Below are 25,072 nucleotides of genomic sequence, written 5' to 3' on the forward strand. Positions count from 1 at the left end.
TCAGTTTGTAGAGCCAGATTTCCCACAGCCATCTCCGCTATCAAGGGGACGGGGGGAAACTGCGCTAAGCCGGACGTAACGCGCCATGGACGGCGCGTTCCGAGGCACGCAGGGATGCGGGTTTTGCCGCTCCGGCGTGCGCAGTCTCCCCCCGGCCCTGACCACGATCGTCCGGGCGACCTTCGCACAGCCATCACCGGTCTGGCCCCCCGATCGCCCAGCCAGCCAGTCAACGATCCGATCAGCCGATCAGCCAGTTACACCACCGCTGCCCCCGGCCGCCAGCTCATTGCCTGCTGCTGCAACCCCCACATCTCGGCATACAGCCCGTCCGCCGCCATCAACTGCTGATGATCCCCCTGCTCCACAATCCGCCCGTCATCCATCACCACAATCCGATCGGCATAGCGTACCGAAGAGAGCTTATGGGCAATCACTAGAACCGTTTTCCCTGCGGTCAGCGACTGCATCGCCAGCTGGATATCGCGCTCATTTTCCGGGTCCAGCGACGCGCTGGCCTCATCGAGAATAATCAGCGGCGCATCCTTCAGCAGCGCGCGGGCAATCGACAGCCGCTGTAGCTCGCCGCCCGAAAGATGCACCCCGCCCGCGCCCACCAGCGTATCCATCCCGTCGGGCAGACTGTCGATCAGCGGCAGCAGCCGCGCGGCTTCGCACACCCGCCGCAGCGCCTGCAAATCCGCATCCGGCTTCGCCACCCGCAGGTTATTGGTGATGGTGTCATTCAGCACGTAGCTCTGCTGAAACACCACGCTGATATACGACTGCCAGTGGCTGGCGTCCATCTTCGCGGTATCAATCCGCTGCGAATCGCTGCCGACCCAGATAGTGCCGCCCTCCAGCGCCCAGAAGCGGGCAATCAGCGATGCCAGCGTTGATTTCCCCGAGCCGGACGGCCCGACCAGCGCAGTCACCTGCTGTGCCTCAATGGTCAGATTCAGCCGTTCGAACAGGCGCGGTTTATCGGGATAAGCAAAGCTGACGTTCTCCAGCCGAATGCGTAGCCGGTCGGGATCGCGCATCTCATTGCCCTGCGGCAGCTCCGGCAGATCGAACACTTTGGCAATGCGCCCGGCGGCCAGACCAAAGTAGTTCAGCTCGGCGAGGAACATCGAAATATTCAGCAGCGGGCGGAAGAAGCGCACGGCGGCGATCAGGAACATCAGCACCTCGGCCATCGGCAGGGTCTGCCCCAGCCAGGCCCAGCTGACCGCCGCCAGCAGCACGATAAATCCGCACTCCACCAGCAGATTAAAGCTGTAAACCGGCCAGGCGCTGGCCTTCTCGGCGGTCAGAGACTGCCGCCAGGTCGTCTCCAGCACCTTATCCAGTCGGCCAAACGCCTGCCCGGTCATCCGGCTGGCCTTCAGCTCTTTAATGCCGTCGATATACTCCATCAGCGCATCGTTCAGGCGGAACATCAGCGCCTGCATCTGCGCCGTCCAGCGGCGCGCGTAGCGGCGGGTCAGCAGGAAAGCCGCCACCGCCAGCGGCAGGGTCGACAGCATCGCCAGCCCCATACGCCAGTCCTTAAACAGCAGACCCAGCGCGAAGAAGCACACCACGGAAACGCTGGCGATAAACGGCGCGTACAGATGGGTGAAGATCTTCTCGCTCATATCGATATCCTTCAGCAGCGTATTGTTCACGCTGCTCATATCGGTGCGATAAAAGAAGCCCATCGGCAGCCGCCGCAGGTGTTCACCCAGCGATTTGCGCAGCTGATATCCGGCGCGGAAGCCCATCAGCGACAGGTTGAAGTTCAGCACCCTTGCCAGCGCCACGCGCACCAGCATCAACAGCAGGCAGCCCGCCGCCAGCGTGAACTGCCAGCGTAAATCCGGCGCGCCTGAAAGCATGTCGAGCAGGATGTAAAACAGCAGCGCGTAAGGCACCGAGGCGAGAAACGCATCCAGCACCGTCAGCAGCACCATTTTGCGCAGGCCGCTAAGCGCGTTGCCGACCTGTTTCATCAGCTTGAAAATATCATTCATGCACCACCTCCGGCTGCCGTACCGGCAGATGCCATTCGCGCGCCTGCTGGTGCGCCTGCCACATATGCAGATACAGCGGACAGGCCGCCAGCAGTTCAGCGTGCGGCCCTTCCGCCACGTTCGCTCCCTGGGACATCACCACAATCTTATCGACCTCGGTCAGCGTGTTCAGCCGGTGGGCAATCACCAGCACCGTTTTGCCCTGCATCAGCGCCGACAGCGCCTGCTGGATCAGCGCCTCGTTGCGCGCATCGGAAAACGCCGTCGCTTCGTCGAGGATCAGGATCGGCGCGTTTCTGGCGATGGCGCGGGCGATCGCCAGCCGCTGCGCCTGCCCGCCGCTGAGCATGCCGGGCCGTATTGGGGTGTCATAGCCCTGCGGCAGGGCGCGGATAAAGTCATCGGCGCAGGCCGCACGCGCCGCCGCCCGGATCTGCGACTCGCTCAGTGCGGTGTTGCGCATGCGGATATTGTTCTCCACCGTTTCTTCAAAGATAAACACGTCCTGGAATACCACGCTGACCAGCGACATCAGCTGCTCCAGCGGCATCGCCGTGATCGGCACGTCGCCAATCAGCACCTCGCCGCGCTGGTATTCGTACAGCCGGGGGATCAGCTGCGCTGCGGTGGTTTTCCCCGCGCCGCTGGGGCCAACGATAGCGGTGATCTGATGCTGGCGGGCGGTAAAACTGAGGTTTTCCAGCGTCGCTTTCTGACTGTTGCCGTGGGTAAAACCGACCTGCTCGAAGCGGATATCGTAGTGCTTCAGCGTCGCCCACTGCCCGCCTTCCTGCTGCACGGGCATGGTGGCGAAGTCGCGAATGTTTTCCACCCCTTTCAGCAGCTCGCTGAACATGCCGGCAAACTGCAGCAGATTAAACAGAGGCTCCATCAGCCCCACGCCAAGCAGCAGGAACATAAACAGCGTCGCCAGCGTCACCTCGCCCTGGGCGAACAGCCAGATCCCCACCGGCATCAGGCACAGCAGCCCGATGTCGATGCTGATTTTGAACAGCGCCATCGGCGTACGCGTGTCGCGTAGCCAGCCGCTGACCAGCTGATAGTGCTCATCCACCGCGCGGGCATAGCGGCGATGGGAGTCCACCGTCATATTGAAGGTTTTTACCAGCGGCATGCTTTTCACAAAGTCGGTGATGCTGGTATGCAGATCCGCCACCACCCGGTGATAGTCGCCGATGCGCCCGCTGAAGCCGCGAAAGATCCAGCACTGCATCAGGATCGCCACCGGCAGCGGGATCAGCGCCACCAGCGCCAGCCGCCAGTCAAAGAAAAACAGCAGCAGCGCGGCGGCGGGCGGGGTGACAATCGCTGCCGCCATATCCGGCAGATGATGGGCGACAAAAGTTTCGATGCGGCCAATATCGTCGGAGATAATCTTCTTCAACCGGGCGGAAGTATGCTGGTGGCAGACGCTGAGCGGCAGCCTGCCGACCCGTTCGATCACCCGGCGGCGCAGGTCGAACAGCAGCCGGAAGGCCGCCTGGTGCGACAGCAGGCCGGAGGTGAGCTGCAGGGCGATTTTCAACGCCAGCGCCAGCGCCGCCAGCCCGACCCACTGCCACACCTGTCCGGCGGTCAGCCCGCGATCGTTGAGCATACCGTCCACCAGCCGCCAGACCAGCACGTACGGCACCAGCGCCAGCAGCGAATAGCACACCGCCAGGCTCATCGACAGCGCCAGCCGCGCCCGCTGGGTGCTGACCAGCGCCATCAGCCAGCGAAAGGCGCTGCCGTTTTGCGGCTCGCTCATTGCGCCACCTCATTCAGCGGCTGCGGTTCATCGGGTGAACGGTCCGGCACGCGGCGGAAGCAGCGCATAATCACCAGCGCAATCACCGCGCCGAACAGGGCAGCCATATAGAAGGTGTTGGCAAAGCCGAGGTAGTGCGCCAGCGTGCCGCCAATCACCATCGCCGTGCTGCTGCCGAGCACTTCGCAGCACTGAAGCAGGGTAAAGTCGGTGCCCGGCTGCACCACCGAACCGTCTTTTTCCCCTTCGCTCCAGCACATAAACCAGGCGAACAGCGCCACGCAGCACAAGTTAAAGAAGAAGCCTTCCAGCACGAAGAAGGTGAAGACCCACTGGGTGGAGGCGCGATCCGCACTTAAAGACAGCGCCATCCCCAGCCAGCACAGCAGGCTGCCCGACAGGCCGATCAGCGTCAGCCGCGCGCTGCTCAGCCAGCGGTGCAGCACGCCGGATGCCACGGCCCCGGCGATATAGCTGACGATCAGCACGCTGCCGGAGATCAGCGCGATCTGGTCGAGGCTGACGCCCATATCCACCAGCAGCGGCGACACCAGGCTGGCACCCAGGGTGCTGGCGGATTTAAACAGCAGCGCGGTGAGGATCACCGGCTTCCAGTGTTTGCGGCGGAAGATATAGCGCAGTGCAGCGCCCTTCTCGCCCAGCGGTGCCACTTCAGCGGGCTGGCGGGCAAAGTGGCGCAGATGAAGCTGGAACGGCAGATGGCAGACCACCTGGATCAGCAGGCACAGCAGCACCGTGCCCTGCCAGCCGGTGCGGTAAAAGACATACAGGCTGACCACTCCGCCCACCAGCATACCGAGGCTGAAGCCCGCCACCTGGCCGACGTTGACGTTAACGTGGCGGCTACCGGCGAAGGTGCGCACCGCCAGCGCATCCACCGCCACATCCTGAGTGGCGTAGAACAGGTTCACCGCCGTGACCATCACCACCAGGCCGATAATATGCCCGGCGGGATCGAACCAGAACAGCGCCGCGATCGCCGCCAGCGACAAGAGTTTTAACAGCTGTATCCACGCCAGCCCGGCGGGCAGCGCGCGGAAGCCCCACGGGCGGCGGTTCTCCAGCCACGAAGCCCAGATAAACTTAAACGCCCACGGCAGCATACTCAGGCCAACCAGGCCGATAAAGCGCAGATCCGCCCCCTGCTCGCGCAGTATTCCCGGCAGGGCAAACAGGGCAAAGCCCAGCGGCGTGCCCTGCGCGCAGTAAAGGCCGAACAGGCTGACGATATTCGCATTATATTTCATGATATTCCTTCACTGAGGCACCGGATGCACGGCCGCACTCGCGGTTTAAAAATTCCAGCAGCGCACTGCGCTGATGCTGAAGATAGAAATGACCGCCGCTAAACACCTTCAGGTTGAAGCGATGTCCGGTCACCCTTTCCCACTGCGACATCTCCTCCACCGACACTTCGCTGTCGCGCTCGCCGACGGCGGCAAAGACCGGGCAGCTGAGTTTTTCCGTGCAGCGGCGCTGGTAGGTTTCAATCGCCTGGAAATCGGCGCGAAATACCGGCATCAATAGCGTCAGCAGCTCGCTGGCCTGCCCCGACGGCATCTCATCACCGGAAAGCCGGGTGACTTTATCCATCAGGCGGCTGTCGCTCTGGCGGTAGTAGTCGCTGCCGCTGTTGCGGTGCGGGGGCAGGCGGCCGGACACCGCCAGCCCGTCCACCGGTCTGCCCTGTTTTTGCAGGCGCAGCGCCACTTCAAACGCCAGCGCCGCCCCCATGCTGTGTCCGAAGAAAAAGGTCGGACGGCGCGGCAGAAAGTGGCAGGCGGCGGCCAGCCGATCGGCCATCTGATGCAGGCAGGTCAGCGGCGTTTCGTTCATCCGCGCGCCGTGGCCCGGCAGCTGGGTGGCGTAAAGCGCGCTTTCCTGCGCCACGCCGTCGCGCCACGGCAGAAAGTACTCGGCCATGCCCCCGGCGTGATGGAAGCAGACCAGCTGCCGGGAGGTGCCCGCACGCAGCAGGCGTAAAGGTTGTTCAGTCATCGTCTTGCTCCTCGCCCTGATTAAACGCGGCCCACGCGGCGGCAGGCAGCGGCGGCGGCGCGTCGAAGGTCACGCTCTGCGGATTGCCGACCTGGCTCATCAGATCCTTCCAGGCGGCGGTCAGCGCCAGCAGCTGCTGGGCATGCTGCGGCTGAGGATCGGCCATCCGCGCGGCAAATTCCCGCAGCGCATGGCGCACCGCCGACGGCCACTGTTCCGCCAGCACGCCGTCCAGATCGTCACGGTTATCCTCGGCCAGCGCGTACAGCGGCGTGCGGTAATAGTGCGGCGCATGCTCCGGCGGCAGCGGTTCACGGCAGCCGGTTTCGGTGCGTTCGCGCGGGATATGCATCTGCGCATGCCACAGCACCGGGCCGTGGGTATTGGCCAGCAGCAGGTTGCCGCCCGGCAGGCCCACGCAGATGCGGTGCATAATGTGGAAGTGATTATCGGGATCGGCGGGGTCGAGCTGATTTTGCAGATTCAGCGCGATCGGTACCCCGGCAATCACCCCACGCAGCGGGCTGAACGGCGGCGTGCCCTGCATCTGCGATCGCAGCGCCTGGCTCCAGCCGTCCGGCGCTTCAAAGGCGCAGGGGGCGAAGCGGCCAAAGGCGCGGCCCAGAATATCCAGCAGGCTACAGATCACCTGCACGCCGCAGGTGGCATCGATAAACAGCGCCTTTTGCTCCGCCAGCGCGTGCTGCACCACGCGGATGAAGCGCCGCACCGCCGGACTGTGCGGATAGTGGGTGTTCACGTGATAGGTGCAGCCGTGTTTACGGGCCAGCTTCAGGCACTGCGCCACGTCGCTCTGATAAACCGGATGCTCCTGCAATACCGAGATGCCGCGCTGCAACAGCGCCCGGGCGATTTCGCTGCCCGCCCCGCCGACGATGGCCGAGCGGATCACCACGCAGGCGATATCAATATCCCCCGGCAGATCGTCCACCTGCTGATAGAGCGGCACGCCGTACTTTTCCGCCAGATCGCGGGATCGCTGGCTGCCGCGCGCCACAATGCCCGCCAGCTCAAACCCGGCGAACGGCTGATTAAACGCGGAAAGATAGACCTGGCCAAACAGCGTACCGCAGACCACCACGCGTAACGGACGGCTCATAGCTCCCCCTCGGTAAACTGTGGCTGTTCGGCAGGCAGCACGCTGGAAGTGAACTGCGCCAGCAGGCCACGCGCGTGCAGCGCATTGAGCAGCGGTTCCGCCGTCAGTACCTGCGGCAGCCACTTCAGACCGCCCGCTGGCTGGCGCAGCAGCGCATCCGCCGCCAGCGCCGCCACGCTGCCGGTCAGGCGGTAGCTGTTGGCGAAGCGCAGCCGCAGCTCCAGGTTGACCGGCTGCCCGGCCTGGGTGCCCCGCGCCTGGAGCCAGAAGTGCTGCTGTTCGCCTTCGGCAGCGGTCAGTTCGGTGCTCAGCCGCACCAGTTCCGCCTGCGCCTCATCCTGCTGCTGGCAGGCCAGCAGCATCTGCGCATCGGCCACCAGGCTGTAGGCGGCCAGATTGCCCAGCCCGAACTCGCCGGCCAGCTGCTCCAGCTCGAAGCTGAGGAACGGCAGCGCGTCAAACGGCCGGGCGGCGGTGGGAATCCTCACCCGCTGCTGCACCGAAGCCCGCTGCATTTCCCCGTTGGCAATCACCGTGCCTGCCCGGCCCTGCTCCTGATAAGGATTGAGGCTGGCAATGAAATCCGCAGCGGAAACGGCGGTAAAGCGCTCGATGCCGCCGCCGTAAAGGGTGATATGGGAAACGTGCGCCAGCCGCGCCAGCGCATAGCGCGGCAGCATCGCCGCCAGGCCGGGGGTTAACCCGGCTCCCAGCACGCAGGCGCGTTGGGCCAGCGCGTGTTGCAGCCTGCCGTCCTGAGCGATTTCACGCCACAGCGGCGGATCGCCCGCCACATCAACGTAGTCCGCCCCCGCCAGCAGCGCCGCCTGCGCCACCCGCACGCCAATCAGCGAAGACGGACCGGCAGCGTTGAGCACCAGATCGGCCCCGCGACAGACGTCCGCCAGCGCCTGCGCATCGAAGATATCGCACTGCCGGTAGTCCGCTTCCAGCCCGCCGGGGCTGCGCCCGACCACCGTTACCCGGTAATCGAGCGACCGCAGCAGCGCTACCGCCGCGCGGCCTACTTCCCCCCGGCCGCCGGTGACAATAATGTGTTTCATCCTGCCCTCCGCTGCTGTTCCAGATGCTGCGCCAGCGGCGCGACGTTTTCCGCGCTCATGCAGCTGAAGTGGTCGCCCTGCAAATAGACATAGCGCACTTCATCGATGCACACCCCTTCCCAGAACGACTTCATATCGCGCTGGAGCGCAGGCAACAGATAGGTATCGCCCTGCTGGCAGGCGAAGGTCATCTCCCCGGCAAAAAAGCCCGGCTTGTAGCAGCAGATGCCGCGAATGCTGTGGCGGAACACCGCGCACATGCGCTGCCACTCGGCTTCCGCCAGGGCGGGCTGGCCGCCGGAATTGCCGACGATGGCGGCGGTCAGCTCGTTCAGACGCTGCTCCGGCGTGCGCTGCTGTACTTCTTCATAGGCGCTGGCGAAAGCGGTTTTGCCCTGTTCACGGGCGACGCGCGCCACGCACTGCGGAGTGATGGACGCCGGGTTGCGGTGCAGGATCTGCTGATAGACCTCCTCCAGCTCCAGTCTGTCCAGCGGCCACGGTGCATCAATGCCCAGCGCCCAGACGATAGCCATATCGATCATCAGCGGATCGTCAATCACATAAGGAATGCGGTAGCTGCTGGCTACCGTGACCGACGCCAGCGGGGTCTGGTTTTCCATCGCCTGACGGGCGATTTCATACGCCAGCAGGCCGCCTTTGCAGTAGCCGAACAGGTGAGCGTCCGGCGCGACGGCGCGGATCTCCGCCAGATAGTCGCTGGCCAGCCGCGCGATCAGCCCCTCGGCGGGCAGGTCGAGGAAGGCCTCGGTATTGGCAACGCTGATGGCGTATACCGGTCCGCTTAGCGCCTCTACCAGCGACAGGCACGGCAGCACCGTGCCGCTGCCTTCATGCAAAATAAACACCGCTTCGCCGTCGCCCGGCTTCAGGCAGGCGACCTTCGCGTAGCCGTCGCCGCTCTCTTCCTTTGCCGCGCCCTGCTCGCGCAGGTAGTCCGCCAGCGCGCGCACCGTCGGCTGTTGCAGCACCTGGCGCAGGCTGCCCTCCCACGGCACACGGTCGGCACCGAGCGCTTCGCGGATGCGGCTGACCCACTGGGTGATCAGCAGCGAGTCGCCGCCGCTGGCGAAGAAGTCATCCTCCGGTCCGATGGCGGCGTTATTCAACAGTTCGCGGCACAGGCTCAGCAGCTGGGTTTCCAGCGCGTCGCTGCCCGCCTCGCAGGCTGACTGCGCCGTATTTTCGGCGGCGGCAGGCAGCTCCGGCAGCTGGCGACGGTCGATCTTGCCGTTCACCGTTACCGGCAGCGCTTCCAGCACCGCCAGTCTGGCCGGGATCATCGCGGCGGGCAGCTGCGCTTTCAGGGCGGCCAGCAGCGCCTGCGGTTCACAACGCTGGCGGCGGGAGTTGAACTGCGCCAGCATAAAGCTCTGGCCGAGGCGCGATACCGCATCTTGCTCCGGCGGCCACGCCCACAGGGATTCCGCCCCGACGTCATCCAGCGCCGCCAGCCAGCGATCCTGCGGCATAAACGGCGAGTCAAACTCCAGACGCTCGTCGGCAAAGCCGGTCAGGCCGTGTTTGAACTCCATCGAGGTCATCAGCTGGTAGTTGTCCCGGGTGGCTTCGATAATCAGCAGCCAGCCGCCGGGGGCCAGCAGCTGGCGCAGATTAGCCAGCCCGTCGCGCGCCACTACCGCGTTATGCAGCACGTTATTGGAGACGATCATGTCGAACTGACCGCAGTCCAGCCCCTGTTCCAGCGGTGGGCGGTTGAAGTCGTAGAGCTGATAGCGGACGAAGTCGTGCTGCTGATAGCGCTGGCGCGCCTCGTTAAGGAAGAACGGCGAAACGTCGGTAAAGGTGTACTCCACGTCATAACCCGCCAGCAGCGGGATCAGCACGTTACTGGTGCCGCCAACCCCTGCGCCGATCTCCAGCACCCGCACCCGACGGCGTTCGGCCATCGTGCGGACCTTTTCTTCCGCCGCGTGCAGCAGCAGATGGTTCATCAGTCGGCTGATCAGGTTGTTCTGATAGGCGTGGGTCGCCACATCGAGCTTGCCGTCCGGGAACAGCAGATTCAGCGGATCTTCTTCGCCGCGCAGCAGCTCCGGCAGGCAGCGGCTGCTGCGCTCCAGATAGGTCAGCAGGCCGCCGTTGTCGTCCAGCCCGGCAATCAGCTGCTCACCGCGCTGCCACAGGCGGGCGATCACGGCGGTATCAACCGACTGTTGCAGACGATAGCGGTCGCCGTCCTGCACCAGCATGTCGTGTTGCACCAGCGCGCGCAGCCAGCGGCGCACCAGCTGGCGGTTTTCTTCCGCCACGCCGCCGCTCTGCATCATCTCATCAAGCGTTACCGGCTGGCCGACGTTCAGCGCCCGGCTGTCACACAGCGCCTTCACCATATGCATCAGCGCCACGCGGTCCAGCGCGTCGGTCAGTTCGGCAATCTGCCCGCGATCCAGTGAAGCGGTCACGCTGCTCGCCGCCTGCTGAAGCGACGGCACTACCGCCTGCCACTGGGCATTTTCCTGCGGACCGGCCGCCGCCAGCATCGCCGGTTCCACGTAAGCGTGCAGCTCTTTCTGCATCGCACCACCGCGCACCACCACCGACGCCTGCGCCACCTGCGGCAGCCGCGACAGCGCCGCTTCGATCTCGCCCGGCTCCACGCGATGCCCGCGAATTTTCACCTGCTGATCCAGTCGGCCGAGGAAGATCAGCACGCCGTCGGCGTTGTAGCAGCCGCGATCGCCGGTGCGATACCAGCGCACGCCGCGCTCGTCGGTGATAAAGCGATTGGTGGTTTTCTCCGCGTCGCCCCAGTAGGCCAGGGCCACGCCGCGCCCGCCGATCCACAGCTCGCCCGGCACCCAGTCCGGGCAGTCTTCGCCCACCGCGTTGACCACGCGGAACTGCTGATTAGCCAGCGGCAGGCCGTACGGAATGCTTTGCTGATAGTGATGTTTCGGGTCGATCGGCCAGCTGTTAGACCAGATTGCTGCCTCGGTCGCGCCGCCAAGGCTCAACTGGCGGGCCTGCGGCGCGCAGCGGGCGATGGCCGCGGGCAGCCCCACCGGTATCCAGTCGCCGGACATCATCACCGACCGCAGCGAGTCCAGCGTGGCGTTTTCGGTCGCCAGATAGCCGGTCATCATATTCATCAGCGCCGGAACCGAGTTCCACAGCGTCACCCGATGTTCACGGATCAGCCGCGCCCACTGCGCCGGGTTGCGCTGGTCGGCCTCGGCGGGCAGCACCAGCGCGCCACCGGCACCGAGCACGCCAAAGATATCGAACACCGACAGGTCAAAACTGATCCGGGAGAGCGCCAGCAGGCGGTCGTCGGCGGTTAATGCCAGCCGCTGTTGCAGATCGTGCAGCGTATTGCGCGCCGCATCGTGGCTGATGACCACGCCTTTTGGCTGCCCGGTACTGCCGGAGGTATAGATAATGTAGGCGGCATCCTGCGGATCGATCTGCGACGCTACGGTCTGCGGTTCCAACGCCACGGGGTGCAGCACATCCACCGCCGCCACGCCCTGCTGCTGCCACGCCTGCTGCTCAAGGTGCCCGGCGACCAGCACCGCCTTCACTCCGGCGTCGGCGACGATCTGGGCGATGCGCTGCTCCGGCTGCCCGGCGTCGACCGGGATATAGGTGCCGCCCGCCAGCAGCACCGCCAGCGCGGCGATAATCTGCTGGCGACGCACGTTCAGCACCAGCGCATAGCGGCCCGCACCGGCCAGCGCAGCGGCCAGAGTCTGCGCCTGGTGCAGCAGTTCGCCATAGGTTACTTCACCGTCGTCATCAATCAGCGCCACCGCCTGCGGCCGCTGTGCCGCCTGCTGCAGCAGATCGTCGTGCAGTAATCCGCTGGGGATATCGCGGGCGGTGTGGTTAGCGCGTGCGCGCGTCTGCTGCTGCGCGCCGGGCAGCGCCAGCTGGACCGGCTGCTGCCAGCAGCGATCGTCCTCCAGCACCCGAGCGATCTGGCTGCTAAAGGCATCAAACATTGCCGCCACGGTGCCTTCAGGGAACACACCGTCGATCACATCCCAGTTAATCAGCAGCCCGCCCTGGAACAGCATCACCTGGCAGTCGATCCACACCTGCGGCGTCTGGCTGATGCCCCAGGTAAAGTGCGCATCGTCCGGCAGCGCACTGGCGGTATCCGGCGCGTGCTCATCGCTGACCAGCGCACTGGTAAACACCACCGGCATACGGGCACGCTGGCTGCCGCGCTGGCGTGCCAGTTCACGGATGGTCGACACGCCGGAAAAGGCGTTATGCTCCAGGTCCTGCCACAGGCGGGTTTGCAGCTGGTTTACCCGCTCGCCGAGCGTGCAGGTAGCGCGCAGATCCGCCTCCAGCAGGCTGACCGAGGTAAAGTCACCGATCAGCGCGGCCACCTGCGGGTGCACGTCCGGGCGATCCATCACCGTCAGGTTGAGGCAGAAATGACGGCTGGCGGACCAGCGCGCCATGGTTTCGGCATACAGGGTCAGCAGCAGCGCGGAGGGCGAAACGCCCTGCTGCTGGCAGCGTGACCGCAGGCGCTGCCACTGGCTGGCGTCCCACTGCTGGCTGAGGCGGAAGAACGACGGCGTTCCCTCGTTGGCGGCCTCCGGCAGCAGCGGCAGCTGCGGGCATTCCGGCAGGCTTTCCAGCCGTTCCAGCCAGAAATCCCGCGCTTCGGCATAGCGGCGATGACGCTGCTGACGCTGCTGGTACTGGATCACATCGCGGAAGCTCACGGTGAGTTCATCACCGGCGGACTCCCCGCGATATTCCCGCCACAGCTCGGCCAGCAGGATCTGAATACTCAGCGCGTCGGCAATCAGCAGATCGATACTGAAGTGCAGGCAGTCACCGGCGTCGGTGTGGCTGAACTGTAAATCGAACAGCGGCCAGCGGTCGGTGGCATAAACCCGGTGGGACATCTCTTCGCGCAGCGCCTGCGGCGACGCATTGCGGCTGGCGATGTTAAAGTGCGGCACCGACGGCAGGATTTGCTGTTCGCCCTGCGGGTTGACGACGGCACGCAGCATCGCATGGCGGGCCACCAGCCGGTTCCAGGCCGCCTCCAGCCGCGGGGCATCCCAGCGCGAGGCTTCAATTTCAAAATAGCCGTGGCAGCCGATGCCGCCAAAGTTAAACGCCTGCTGGCGACCAATGTAGTAGGCGGACTGCACGTCGCTGAGCGCAAACGGCAGGTGCTGGTCCTGCGGTTCGGCGATAAAGGCATCTTCGCGGCTCCACTGCTCAAGCAGTGCGATAATCTGCGGTTTCAGCGCCTTAAGCTGCTCAATCTGCTGCGGACCAATCACCCCCTGCGGGGCGCGAAACTTCAGCGCGCCCGCATCTAACCAGAACTGCGCCTGCTGTTTTTCAAGGGAAAGCAGCAGGGAAAGCGCCTGCTGCGCCGATGGTGAATGGCTGGTCATAACGTTCCTTCCTCAAAATGGGTATCCGACGCCTGCTCGCAGGCGGAAGCCACGGCCTCCGCGATGCGGTCGAGCGTTTGTAACTGGAAGATTTGCCACAGCGGCAGCTCTGTTCCGTGTTCACGGCGCAGAGCGGCGGCCAGCCGCGTGGCAATAAAGGAGTCGCCGCCGATGGCGAAAAAGTTGTCGTAAATATCGATGTCGTCGCGCTCCAGCAGCGGGGCCAGCAGTGCAATCAACTGCCGTTCCGCGTCGCTGAGCGGGCGATCCGTCGCCTGTCGCGCCACGCCCTGGGCCAGCGCTTCAATGGCACGCCGGTCGCGCTTGCCGTTGTCGGTCAGCGGCCAGCTTTCGCAGTAGCCCCACAGGGAGGGGATGGCATAAGCCGGCAGCAGGCTGGCAAGATGCTGCGCCAGCGCGCGCCAGTCCGGCTGCTGCGCGGACTGCACCACCGCCGCCAGCGCCGGGCGACCGCCCTGTTCGGCTACCCATACCAGCGCATCGTTCACCGCCGGTGCGCTGGCGATAGCCAGGCGGATCTCATCCAGCTCCAGCCGGTAGCCGGAGACTTTCACCTGATTGTCGCGGCGGCCGAGGAACTCCAGCACCGCGCCGGGCAGCCAGCGGCCGATATCCCCGGTGCGATACCAGCGCTGGCCGTTCAGGGTGACAAACTGGCAGGCGGTTCGCTGCTCATCACCAAAGTAGCCCGCCGCCACGCCGCACCCGCCGATCCACAGTTCGCCCGGTACCCAGTCCGGGCAGTCGTCGCCCAGATCGTTAACCACGCGGAACGCCTGATTCGGCAGCGGCACGCCGTAGGGAACGGACGGGCAGCCGTCAACGCGCTGCGCCATCGGCCAGTGATTCGACCAGACCGATGCCTCGGTGGCGCCGCCCAGCGCGATGGCCTGTGCCTGCGGGGCAATCCCTTGCAGCCGCTGCGCCAGCGTTGGCGACACCCAGTCGCCGGAGAGCATCACCAGCCGCAGATCCGCCAGCCCGGCGGGCGCATCCTGCATCTCGCACAGCGGCAGCACCATTTCCAGCAGGGCCGGAACGCTGTTCCACAGGCTGATGCGGTGTTCCTGCCCCAGCGCCAGCCAGCGCCAGGCGTCTTTTTCATCCTGCCCGGACACCGTGACCAGGGTGCCGCCCGCCGAGAGCAGGCCGAAGATATCCCACACCGACAGGTCGAAATGCAGCGCCGACAGCGCCAGCCCGCGATCCCGTTCCGTTACGCCGTACAGCTGATTGATCGCCACCAGGGTGTTCACTGCCGCCGCGTGGGTAACGGCCACGCCTTTCGGGGTTCCGGTACTGCCGGAGGTAAAGATGATGTAGGCCAGCGCATCCGCTTCCACCTGCGCGGCGGCAGGCAGCCGCGAACCCAGCGGGCGGGCATCGGCGGCAATCTGCGCAATGTCCGACGGCCACTCAACATCATGACCGCTGATGACTCGCCGGATCGCCGCCTGGTTGACGATCTGCTGGCGGCGGTGCAGCGGCCACGAGACGGCCATCGGCACGTAGGCCGCGCCGATCCACTGCACGGCCAGCACCGCAATCACCTGCTCGCTGCCGCGCGGCAGCGCCACGCCAATATGCTCCCCGGCCTGTGCGCCTTGCTCCAGCAACGCCAGCGCCAGCCGCTGCACCTTCAGCTCCAGCTGTCGGAAGCTCAGCTGGCGCTCGCCGTCGATCAGCGCGGTGCGGTCGGCATGCTCACGCATGGCATCGGCCACCCGACCGTGCAGTGAACGGGGGTCTTGCGGAAGCGTGACGCCGTTAGCCTGATGCCGTGCGGCCCGCTGGGGCGCGGGCAGTTCGGGCTGAATCACACCGTCCCAGCTCTCGCTCTCGCTGAGCTGGCGCAGCAGATCGCCGTAGGCGGCAAACATCTCATCCACCATGCCTGCCGGGAACAGCCCCTCCACCACGTCCCAGTTGAAGTGCAGCTCGCCGCCGCGTTCAAAGACCTGATGGTCAATCCACACCTGCGGGGTCTGCGAGACGCCCCAGATCGACGGCGGGAAGTCAGCCTGCGGATAGTCGGCGTTCTGCGCACCCAGCGCGCTGGTAAACACCACCGGCATCATGGTCTGCGCGCTGCCGCGCAGGCGGCTCAGTTCGCGCATCACCCACACCGCCGAGACATCCATATGCGCCAGATCGTCGCCCAGCTGCTGCTGGAGCTGGCGGGCGCGATGCTGCCAGCTCTCACCGGCCTGGTGGTGGCAGGCCAGCAGCAGCAGCGAGGTGAAATCGCCCATCACGTGATTGATCGCCGGATGGACCGGCTGGCGGTCAAACAGCGTGACGTTGATGCTCAGCGACGGTGACGCCGACCAGCGAGCCAGCACCTGGGCATAGCAGGTCAGCAGCAGGCACGACGGGGTGATCTGATGGCGACGCGCTTTCGCAGTCAGCTGCTGCCAGCGTTCAGCAGAGAGCCAGCCGTTGCGGCGACGGAAGCGCGGCGTACCGAGGGTGCGCGGATCGCAGGCCAGCGGCAGCGCCGGGGCATCCGGCAGGTTTTCCAGCCGATCCAGCCAGTACTGTTCCGATTCCGGCCGCTGCCTGCCGTGAACGGCGGTCACGTAGTCGCGGAAACCGATATCCACCGCCGGCAGCGCGGCCTGCGGATCGGCATACAGTGCGGCAAGCTCGGCAATAAACATCTGCATGCTCAGCCCGTCCAGCACGAGGTTATCCAGCCCCAGGCAGAAGCGGTTTTGCCCGTCGTCACTTTCAATCAGCGTGGCGTGGAACAGCGGCCATTCACCCGGTGCCAGCACGCGGTGAGAGAGATTTTCACGCGTTTGTTCGGTAAAGGACGGCCATTCGGCGGCCGGGCAGCGCAGCACGGTCAGCGCGGCACCGGGCTGCTCGGGCAGCACGCGCTGCATTCCCTGTTCGTCGAAAATCAGACGGAGGGCATCATGACGTGCCACCAGTTGGCTGAGCGCCTGCTCCAGCCGGGCGGCGTCAAACGCGTCGCCCTGATATTCCGAATAGTAATGAGTGGCAACGCCGCCGAGATCGAAGCCGGACTGCCGCCCGGTCAGGTAGGCGTGCTGCACGTCGGTGGCGGCAAACGGCTGGTAGCGCTGTTCAGCATCGTGGGCCAGGGCAGCAATCTGCACGCTGGCCTGCTGTTCGGGCAGTTGGCCGACAAAATCTCGCAGCACCGGGCTGGCGAACAGCTGGCCGAGGGTGGCACCGCCGATGCCGAAATCGCCGAGCTGCGCCACAATCCGCGTGGCGTGCAGGCTGTCGCCGCCCAGCTGGAAAAAGTTGCTGGCGGCGTCCGGCATCACGCCGAGCACCTGCTGCCACACCGCAGCGACCTGATGCTCGCGCTCGCCGTGCAGCGCGGCGCTGACCGTACTGCCCGTCGCCTGCGCATCAGCGGCGGCCCGCACCGCCAGTTCACGGCGGTCCACTTTGCCGTTGGCGCTGAGCGGCATCGCCTCCAGCAGATGGATCTGCTGCGGCAGCATGTACGCTGGCAGCTGCTGCTGCAGCCAGCTACGCAGGGCGGCGGCGTCCGGCATCGCGCGCGACCGGCCCGCAAGGCTTTGCAGCAGCAGCGCGCCTGTGCCCACCGCGCAGGACGATGCCACCGTCATTCCCTGTTCGGCCAACGCCTCGTGCCAGCCGTCGGCGGAAAGCAGCGGCGACAGGCTGCCACGGCGGCGATCGGCGTAAGCGGCTTCCTGCGGCAGCAGCAGCACCGTCAGCTGCGCCAGCGGGCTGAGGGTCAGCGTTTCCAGTATCAGCGCGTGGCTGTCGGCGGCGCACAGTCCGCGCAGCGCCTGAACGCCTGTCGCAATGTTATTGAAGCGGTGCAGCGCGTTGTTGCTGAGCACCACGTCGGCGCTGAAGCGGCAAGGGTCCGCAGCCGCCAGCAGCAGACTGCGGTGGGGATAGCCGCTCAGGCGAAACTCAGCCTGCTGGCGCAGCGACGAGGCCGACTCAACCAGGCAGTATTCAATCGCCGACTCCGGCAGCGCCGCCAGCAGCGCGCTGGCGAACAGACCGCTGCGGCCGTTCAGCTCCGCTACGCGCACCGGGCGCTGTAGCTGCTCTGCCAGCGCGGCAATCTGCGCCACCACGGCATCGATAGCCGCCTGGGTTTCCGGCGATCCGGCCACCAGCGTTTCCGGCGACAGCACCGGATCGTCCAGCAGCGCCAGCGCATTCTGCTCGCCGCGTACCACCCCTGCGATCCACTCAAGCCGCTGCTGTAGCGACTGCACGATTGCCGCCAGGTACGGGTGCGGCGGCACGGTAAATTCGCCCGGCCACTGCCCGGCTTTCACGCCCTGCTCGCCGGAGATCAGACAGCCCTGCCCGACCAGCCAGCTCAGCCAGTGGCGCACCAGCGGCCGATAGCGCGGGGCGATCTGCGCCTTAGCCAGCAGCGCATCCGGCTGATGCCATTCGCTCATCGCCAGACCCAGTTTTGTTGTCAGTAACTGGCAGAGCAGATGGCGCACCGCGTGGGCTTCCTGCTGAGCGGTCTCTTCCACCGCTAAGGCGTTCAGCAGCGGCGCAGCCGGAGTCGCCGTGGCCCGGGTTTCGCGCTGCGCTTCCCCCTCAACGAACAGCCGTAAGTGCTTATGCGGTTTGTCCAGATAGATCGCCACCGCGCGGCCCACCCGGCTGAAACGTTCGGCCTGGGCTTCAATATCGCCCAGCTCGATGCGGTAACCGTTCAGCTTGATTTGCCGATCCTCCCGGCCAAGGAATTCCAGGCAGCCGCCGGGAACAAAGCGCCCGCGATCGCCGGTACGGTAGAAACGTTCGCCGTCCTGAATAACGAAGCTGGCGGCGGTTTTGGCTTCGTCGCCATAGTAGGCCATCGCCAGCCCGACGCCGCCGATCCACAGCTCACCGGCGACCCAGTCCGGGCAGTCACGGCCCTGCCGATCCACCACGCGATAAAACTGGTGCGCCAGCGGATAGCCGTAAGGGATCGCCTGCCACTGCGGATCGATCTGCTCAACGTCCAGCGCGTTAGACCAGATGGCCGCCTCGGTTGCGCCGCCGAGCGCGGTAAATCCGGCCTGCGATCCCAGCGCGCGCAGGCGCGGCAGCAGATCCAGCCCCACCCAGTCGCCGGAGAGCATCACCCGGTTAAGCGACGGCGGCAGCCCGCGCGGATCGTGTTCTGCGGCAGTCAGTAGCATATCGAACAGCGCCGGAACGCTGTTCCAGTGGGTCACTTCCTGCTGATGCAGATGATTCAGCCAGCGCGGGGCGTCTTTCTCTTCGCCCTCCGCCGGAATAACCAGCGTGCCGCCGCAGGAGAGCGCGCCAAAAATGTCGTACACCGAGAGGTCGAAGTTCAGCGCCGACAGCGCGAAGACCCGCATCGCATCCTCACCGACGTAGCGGCGGTTGATCTCATCCACGGTGTTTGCCGCCGCCTGATGGCTGACCATCACCCCCTTCGGCACCCCGGTGGAACCGGAGGTAAAGATGATGTAGGCGGCATCCGCCGGATCGCCGCAGGCGATTTCGCTCAATGGCAGCAGCGTGTCATCACATTGGGTGATATCCAGCCAGGTGTATTGCATATTCGCGGCGGGAGCGATTAACGCGTCATCAGCATGGCCAGTCACGGCAGACGCATTGACCGGTTTTTCAGCATGCTGTTCGTAGGCGGATGCATTGGCCTCGCCAGCGACCGGCGCAGTTCCATACGTATCCGCCGGGTTTTGACCGGCGTCGAAAATATTTTCACCCACGCCCACCACCAGCCGCACCTGCGCCTGGCGGATAATCTGCTGTAAACGGGTTGGCGGCTGCGCCACATCCAGCGGCACATAAATGCCGCCCACCGCGTGGCAGGCCAGCACCGCGACGATCTGCTGGCGGCCTTTCGGCAGCAGGATCGCCACGCGATCGCCCGGCTGCACCCGCGCTTCACGCAGTCGCCAGGCCAGTTCCCGAGCCTGATTGCCGAGCTGCCGATAGCTGAGATCGCCGTCGGCATCCACCAGCGCTCGCTGCTGCGGCTGCTGCTGCACGCTGTGCCAGAATGGCGCAGGCAGCAGGCGCGGGCTGAACGGCGGCACGGTGTGTCGATCCTGCGATAGCCGACGCTGCGCCAGCGTGGCGCTATCAACATGGTGCGCCACCGGGGCATGCAGCAGCCGTTCGTCGCTGGCGATGCCGTCGATCAGTCGGCACATAAAGCCAAACATCTGCTCAACCATCTGCGGCGGGAACAGCGAATCGACGCTGTCCCAGCACAGCAGCAGCGCGCCCTGATGCTCCATCACCTGGCAGTCAATCCACACCTGCGGCGTCTGCGAAATCCAGTAGTGCAGCTCGCCGAGCGTATTGCTGCCGATCAGATCGCGGCCCAGATTGCTGGTGAACACCACGGGCATATCCATCTGGCGACCATGCAGCTGTGCGCCATCACGCATTACCTCCACCGCGCTGTAGTCGGCGCGATCGAAGTCGGCCATAAAGCGCTGGTTGAGCCGCCGGATACCGGCCAGCAGGGTGTCGTCAGGCTGGCTTTCGCAGGCCAGCAGCAGCAGCGTGGTGAAGTCAGCCACCAGTTCCGGCAGCTGAGGGTGATCGCCACGGCGGTTAAAAATAGTGAGGTTCAGGCTGAAATCCGGCACCGCCGACCAGCCGCGCAGCGTGGCCGCGTAGCAGCCCGCCAGCAGCATCGACGGCGTCACGCCCTGCCCGCGCGCCAGCGCTTTCAGGCGGCTCCAGCGTTCCGCGTCCAGCTGCCAGTCCCGGTGGCTGAATCGCGGTGCGCCCTGCCCGGCCTGGCTTTGCCGAGGCAGCTGCGGTGCCTGCGGCAGCCCCTGCATCAGACGCTGCTGCCAGTAGTCGCGGCTGGCGCTGAGATCGTTCTGCTGCTGTTCCAGCAGGTACTGCGGGAAGCTGTATTCCAGCGCGGGCCACGCCGCCTGCGGCTGATGAATGGCGCGGCTCAGCTCGGCCAGCAGGATCTGTACGCTCATGCCGTCGGCAATCACCATATCAATGTTGATATGCAGGCGGCTGCCTTCGCTACGGTGGCTGGCCGCCAGATGGAAGCCGCTTTCCCGGCTGAGATCGGCCACCCGGTGGGACAGTTTTTCACGCAGCGCCCGGCGTTGATTTGCGGCCTCGTCATCGGCCAGCGTCTGCCAGTGATAGCTGTTAACGGTCGCCGGACGCCAGGCTTCAATGACTCCCTGCTCGTCGGCGTTAATGCGCATCCGCAGCAGGTGGTGACGCTGATGCAACTGGTTCAGCGCCGCGCTGAGCCGTTCATCGGCTAGCGGCGGGCAGTCCAGCTCCAGATAGATCTGGCAGGCCACACCGCCCAGCTGGCGATCGCCCTGACGCCCGCGCCAGTAGGCCAGCTGCACCGGGGTCAGGGTAAAGGCCCCGCCGTCCCACTGTACCTGCGCCTTTTCAGCCTGCGGGGCAGATTCCGCCTGCCGCTCCGCCTGTTGCCAGCACTGCTGCCAGGCGTTGAGGGTGGTTTTTTCAAACAGCTGCGCCAGGGTCAGGGCAACGCCGAGCTTTTTCCCCTCATCCACCAGATCCAGCATTTGCAGGGAGTCCAGCCCCAGGGTCAGCAGATCGTCATCGCCGTTCAGATCTGCCGCTGACAGGCTGAGGGTGTCTGCCACCCAGCCGCGCACGAACTCGCTGCCTGGCTGGTCCGGCGAGGATTGTCCCTCAATACTGGCGCTGCTTTCGCGCGTCGCGTTGCCCGACTCGGCTGTATTGTGCGTTTCAGACGGAGTAAAACGCAGCCCCGGCGGCCAGTGGCGCTGGCGGTCAAACGGATAGAGCGGCAGCAGCGCCAGCGCGGCCGGATGCGCCTGCTCTCTGCCCTGCCGCCAGTCGAAGCGACCACCATTCAGCCATTCAGCGGCGCTGCCAGCCTGGCGGAAGCGGCTCAGGCGTTCGGTGGTGACGATCTCCGGCTGTTTCAGCTGGCTGATTAACTCATCCAGCGAACGGTAGCGGATCAGCGCGCGCAGCGGGAAATGATGTTCGCGCCCGGCACACCAGGCATTCAGCAGCGCGGCGGCGTTTTCCGGATGCTTCACCAGGACATCGGCCAGCGCCGAGGCGGTCCGCCGCAGTGCGGTTTCGCTGTGGCCGCTGACGGGCAGCAGGCCGCTAACCTCTTCGCGAGAAGCGGGCAGCGAAGCTGTTTCCGCACGCTTAATCAGCGCGGATGCCATGGTGCCGGTAAAGCTGAAGGCGTTGACCGCCACCCGCTCCACGCGTGCTGACTGCGTCTGCTGCGGATAGCGATAGCGCGGCCAGCTTTCCGCCAGCTGCGGGTTAACCTGATGAAAATGAGGATGGCCGAAGTGCTGCTGGCGCTGGATCTGCGCCACGGCGCGTAACACCGAGTAAAGTCCGGAAGCCGCTTCCAGATGGCCGAGCTGGGTTTTACTGGCCCCCAGCGGCAGCGGCTGCTGGCGGTCGCCGTACACCGCCGCCACGGCGCTCAGTTCGACCGGATCGCCAAGCGAAGTGCCGGTACCGTGGGTTTCCAGCAGCGATACCGCGTCCGGCGTGCAGCCCGCCTCGTCCAGCAGCAGGCGCATCATCGCGCCCTGCGCCTGCGGGTTCGGGGCGGTCAGGCTGCTGCTTTCACCGTCCTGCGCCGCCACGCTGCTCTCAATCACCGCCAGCACCGGATCGCCGTCGCGCAACGCCAGGGCATAGGGTTTCAACAGCATCATCACCGCGCCTTCGCCGCGCGCGTAGCCGTCCGCCTTATCGCTAAAGGTGGCACAGCGGCCGTTCGGCGACAGCATTCCGGCGCTGGTCAGCGCCTGCTCCACCTGCGCGGAGAGCAGCAGGTTAACCCCGCCGACCACCGCCGCGCTGCACTGGCCTGCACGCAGGCTGCGCACCGCGCAGTTCAGCGCCACCAGCGACGAGGAACAGCCGGTATCCAACGTCAGCGCCGGGCCACGCGTGCCGTAAAACTTCGCCAGACGGCCCGAACTGGCGCTGGCGCTGATGCCGGTTGCCAGCCAGCTTTTGGCGAAGTCGGGATTGTTCTGCTGCATCAGCTGCATGCCGAACTCGCTGCCGCTCTGGCCGATCCAGACGCCCAGCGATGAGGCTTTCAGGCTCTCAGGCCGCCAGCCCGCCTGTTCAAACAGGTGCCAGCTCAGCTCCAGCAGCATGCGCTGCTGCGGATCAAGCAGCTGCGCCTCTTTCGGGCTGATGGCGAAGAAGGCGGCGTCGAAGCCGTCGATATCCGCCAGCGCCCCCACCGGCAGCGCAAAGCGGCGCAGGTCGTTTGCTTCGTGGCGCACCGCCGATTCCCCGGCGGAGAGCCAGTCGGCGTACGCCTGCCATCCCTCGTGCTGCTGGCCCGGCAGGCGACAGCTGATGGCGACAATCGCCACCTCGTTATCGTTCACCGGCGGTACAGGATGTTCGTCTGTACGTTGCACGGCGGTGTGGCTAGCAATCCAGCCGCTCAGCTGTAGCAGGGTCGGATGGGCAAACAGATCGGTGACCCGCAGACGGCAGCGGTATTTTTCATTGATCTGCTGGCACAGGCGCAGCGCCTGCAGGCTGCTCAGCCCGGCGTCCAACAGTCCCTGTACCGGGTCCAGTTCACTGACAGACAGCAGGCGGCATAGCGTGTCGTGCAGCCACGGCAGGATCTCATCGTTCAGAGCACGACTCGCCGCAAGGTCGCGATCGGCAGATGCTGACGATGACGATGACGATGACGATGATGAGGTTAATCGTGCAGCCGCCGCATTATCAACGCGGGTAGATCCGCTTACTGGATTGGCACGCTCGGCCAGTCCTTGCTGCGCGGCAGACAGGCGATCCTTCTCTGCCATCCCGCCTTCGGGATTGTCAGCGTGATAAGCCAGGGCAGAGATGCCCGCCGGATCGTTCTGCCAGACAAACAACGGGCTAAGCTCGTTGCCCTGCCACTCTTTCATCATCTGGCGGCGCTGGATCTTACCGCTGGAGGTTTTCTTCAGTTTGCCCTGCGACAGCACGATAACGCGCCCCACCGTCAGACCAAAGTGTTCCGCCACCACCGCGCAGGCGGCGCGGGAAAGCGTAGTGTAAACCTCGTCGCTCTGATGGCGGCGCGCTTCCAGCATCAGCAGGATCTCGCCGCTGTCGGTATCCTGACAGGCGCAGACGCCGCCGGTTTTTATCTCTTCGCACTGCTTTTCGATCGCCTGTTCCAGATCGTTGGGCATGTGGTTTTCACCCGCCACAATGATGATGTCCTTCAGGCGTCCGCAGATGTACAGCTCCCCCTGCCACAGGAAGGCCAGATCGCCGGTGCGCAGATAGCGATGCCCTTCCGGCTCACCGGCAACGGTGGCTTCAAAGGTTTCCGCGCTGAGCTGCGGCTTGTTCCAGTAGCCGTACGCTTTCGATGCGCCGCTGGCCCAGACTTCGCCGATATGCCCTTCCGGCAGCGCCTGATGGCTGTCGGCATCAACAATACGCAGCTGCCACTGGGGATCGACGCGCCCGGAGCTGACCAGCGGCCTGCCGTGTGCATCCGGCTGCGCCCTGCCCGCCGCCAGCGCCGCGCCGTTGAAGCGCTGGATCACATAGTCGGTGTTGGCCGGTTTATAGGTGATAGCCAGGGTGGACTCCGCCATGCCGTAGGCCGGGGTGAACGCCTGCGGTTCAAATCCCGCCGGAGCGAAGCGATCGGTAAAGCGCGCCATGGTATCGGCGCGGATCGGCTCGGCGGCGTTGGCGGCCACCTTCAGCGAGCGCAGATCCAGCCGGGCAACCTGTTCATCGCTGACCATCTCGTTGCACAGCGCCCAGACGAAGTCCGGCGCGGCGACGGCGTTGGCACCGTACTCTTCAATCAGCTTCAGCCACTGATGCGGGTCGGCCACCATCTGCGCCGGCGGCATAAAGTTGCAGCAGCCGCCGGAAAGCAGCGGCATCATCAGGCCGCTGAGCATACCCATATCGTGATAGAACGGCAGCCAGTTGGCAGTGATCACCTCCGGCTGGCAGCGGCAGTGCAGATCCAACAGCAGCTGCTGCTGGGCACGAATATTGTCGTCGTAGTTACAGACGGCTTTCGGTTTTCCGGTCGAGCCGGAAGAGTATTGCAGGTAGACCGGGCCGCCGGGATGGTAGATCTGTTCAAGCGCTGCGCTATCCGGCAGATCGCCCGATGCCAGGCTGGCAGGCAGCTCGTCAACGACGATCAGTTTGCGCTGATGATGCCAGCCCTTCGACTGGATCTCTTCAACCATCGCGCGGTAGGTGAAGATGTATTCCGGCGCGCTCTCTTCGACAATATGGCCGATAACCCCGGCGCTGCGGTGAATACGAAAGGCGTTAGTCAGATGGACCGGAATGGCGGCCACGCCGCTAAGAATGCAGGCGCTGAGGCTGGCAATAAAATTGGCATCGCCCGGCATCAGCAGGATGGCACGCTGATTCACGTTCAGCGAATCGCCCATCTCCTGCGCCATGGCGAAGGCGGTATTCACTAACCGACGATAACTCCATTCATCGGTGTTCTGCTTGTCACGATAGCGCAGCGCGATGCTGTCCGGCTTATGTTGCGCATGCTGCAACAGTTTCTCTCTCACCCAGCCACTGGCAATAGACGATCGCTTCATCCAACCTCCCTCAATTTCCCCACGGGG

8 protein-coding genes are annotated in these 25,072 nt (G+C 65.1%); all 8 read right to left on the reverse strand.

Features of this window, described 5'->3' with window-relative positions:
- Nucleotides 1-257: 257 nt before the first annotated feature.
- Nucleotides 258-2,015: an ABC transporter ATP-binding protein gene (locus IBT46_RS16825; RefSeq protein WP_234480171.1), complete on the reverse strand. Its 1,758-nt coding sequence runs from the start codon at nt 2,013-2,015 to the stop codon at nt 258-260.
- Nucleotides 2,008-3,705, reverse strand: a complete 1,698-nt coding sequence (locus IBT46_RS16830) for an ABC transporter ATP-binding protein (protein ID WP_200546693.1) — start codon at nt 3,703-3,705, stop codon at nt 2,008-2,010. Before IBT46_RS16830 ends, IBT46_RS16825 begins: the two co-directional genes overlap by 8 nt.
- A gap of 77 nt (nt 3,706-3,782) precedes the next feature.
- Entirely contained in the window at nt 3,783-5,054 is a 1,272-nt protein-coding gene (locus tag IBT46_RS16835) for an MFS transporter (protein ID WP_200546603.1), read from the reverse strand.
- Nucleotides 5,044-5,805 carry a thioesterase II family protein gene (locus tag IBT46_RS16840; protein ID WP_200546604.1) on the reverse strand — a complete coding sequence of 254 codons (762 nt, stop codon included), beginning with the start codon at nt 5,803-5,805 and terminating at the stop codon, nt 5,044-5,046. Before IBT46_RS16840 ends, IBT46_RS16835 begins: the two co-directional genes overlap by 11 nt.
- Entirely contained in the window at nt 5,798-6,925 is a 1,128-nt protein-coding gene (locus tag IBT46_RS16845) for a Gfo/Idh/MocA family oxidoreductase (protein WP_200546605.1), read from the reverse strand. The genes IBT46_RS16840 and IBT46_RS16845 overlap by 8 nt, the downstream gene beginning before the upstream one ends.
- Complete coding sequence (locus IBT46_RS16850) at nt 6,922-7,989, reverse strand: NAD-dependent epimerase/dehydratase family protein (protein WP_200546606.1); 1,068 nt, start codon at nt 7,987-7,989, stop codon at nt 6,922-6,924. The genes IBT46_RS16845 and IBT46_RS16850 overlap by 4 nt, the downstream gene beginning before the upstream one ends.
- Entirely contained in the window at nt 7,986-13,406 is a 5,421-nt protein-coding gene (locus tag IBT46_RS16855) for a non-ribosomal peptide synthetase (protein WP_200546607.1), read from the reverse strand. Before IBT46_RS16855 ends, IBT46_RS16850 begins: the two co-directional genes overlap by 4 nt.
- Nucleotides 13,403-25,045 carry a non-ribosomal peptide synthetase gene (locus IBT46_RS16860; RefSeq protein WP_200546608.1) on the reverse strand — a complete coding sequence of 3,881 codons (11,643 nt, stop codon included), beginning with the start codon at nt 25,043-25,045 and terminating at the stop codon, nt 13,403-13,405. The genes IBT46_RS16855 and IBT46_RS16860 overlap by 4 nt, the downstream gene beginning before the upstream one ends.
- Nucleotides 25,046-25,072: the final 27 nt, after the last annotated feature.

This window comes from Erwinia sp. S38 (genome assembly GCF_016624545.1).
GTDB classification, from domain to species: Bacteria; Pseudomonadota; Gammaproteobacteria; order Enterobacterales; family Enterobacteriaceae; genus Erwinia; species Erwinia coffeiphila.

Excerpts from the sequence above, each read along its gene's own strand:
- IBT46_RS16860 (WP_200546608.1), bottom strand. The coding sequence starts at position 25,045 with ATGAAGCGATCGTCTATTGCCAGTGGCTGGGTGAGAGAGAAACTGTTG.
- IBT46_RS16845 (WP_200546605.1), bottom strand. The coding sequence starts at position 6,925 with ATGAGCCGTCCGTTACGCGTGGTGGTCTGCGGTACGCTGTTTGGCCAG.
- IBT46_RS16830 (WP_200546693.1), bottom strand. The coding sequence starts at position 3,705 with ATGAGCCTGGCGGTGTGCTATTCGCTGCTGGCGCTGGTGCCGTACGTG.
- IBT46_RS16840 (WP_200546604.1), bottom strand. The coding sequence starts at position 5,805 with ATGACTGAACAACCTTTACGCCTGCTGCGTGCGGGCACCTCCCGGCAG.
- IBT46_RS16855 (WP_200546607.1), bottom strand. The coding sequence starts at position 13,406 with ATGACCAGCCATTCACCATCGGCGCAGCAGGCGCTTTCCCTGCTGCTT.
- IBT46_RS16835 (WP_200546603.1), bottom strand. The coding sequence starts at position 5,054 with ATGAAATATAATGCGAATATCGTCAGCCTGTTCGGCCTTTACTGCGCG.
- IBT46_RS16825 (WP_234480171.1), bottom strand. The coding sequence starts at position 2,015 with ATGAATGATATTTTCAAGCTGATGAAACAGGTCGGCAACGCGCTTAGC.
- IBT46_RS16850 (WP_200546606.1), bottom strand. The coding sequence starts at position 7,989 with ATGAAACACATTATTGTCACCGGCGGCCGGGGGGAAGTAGGCCGCGCG.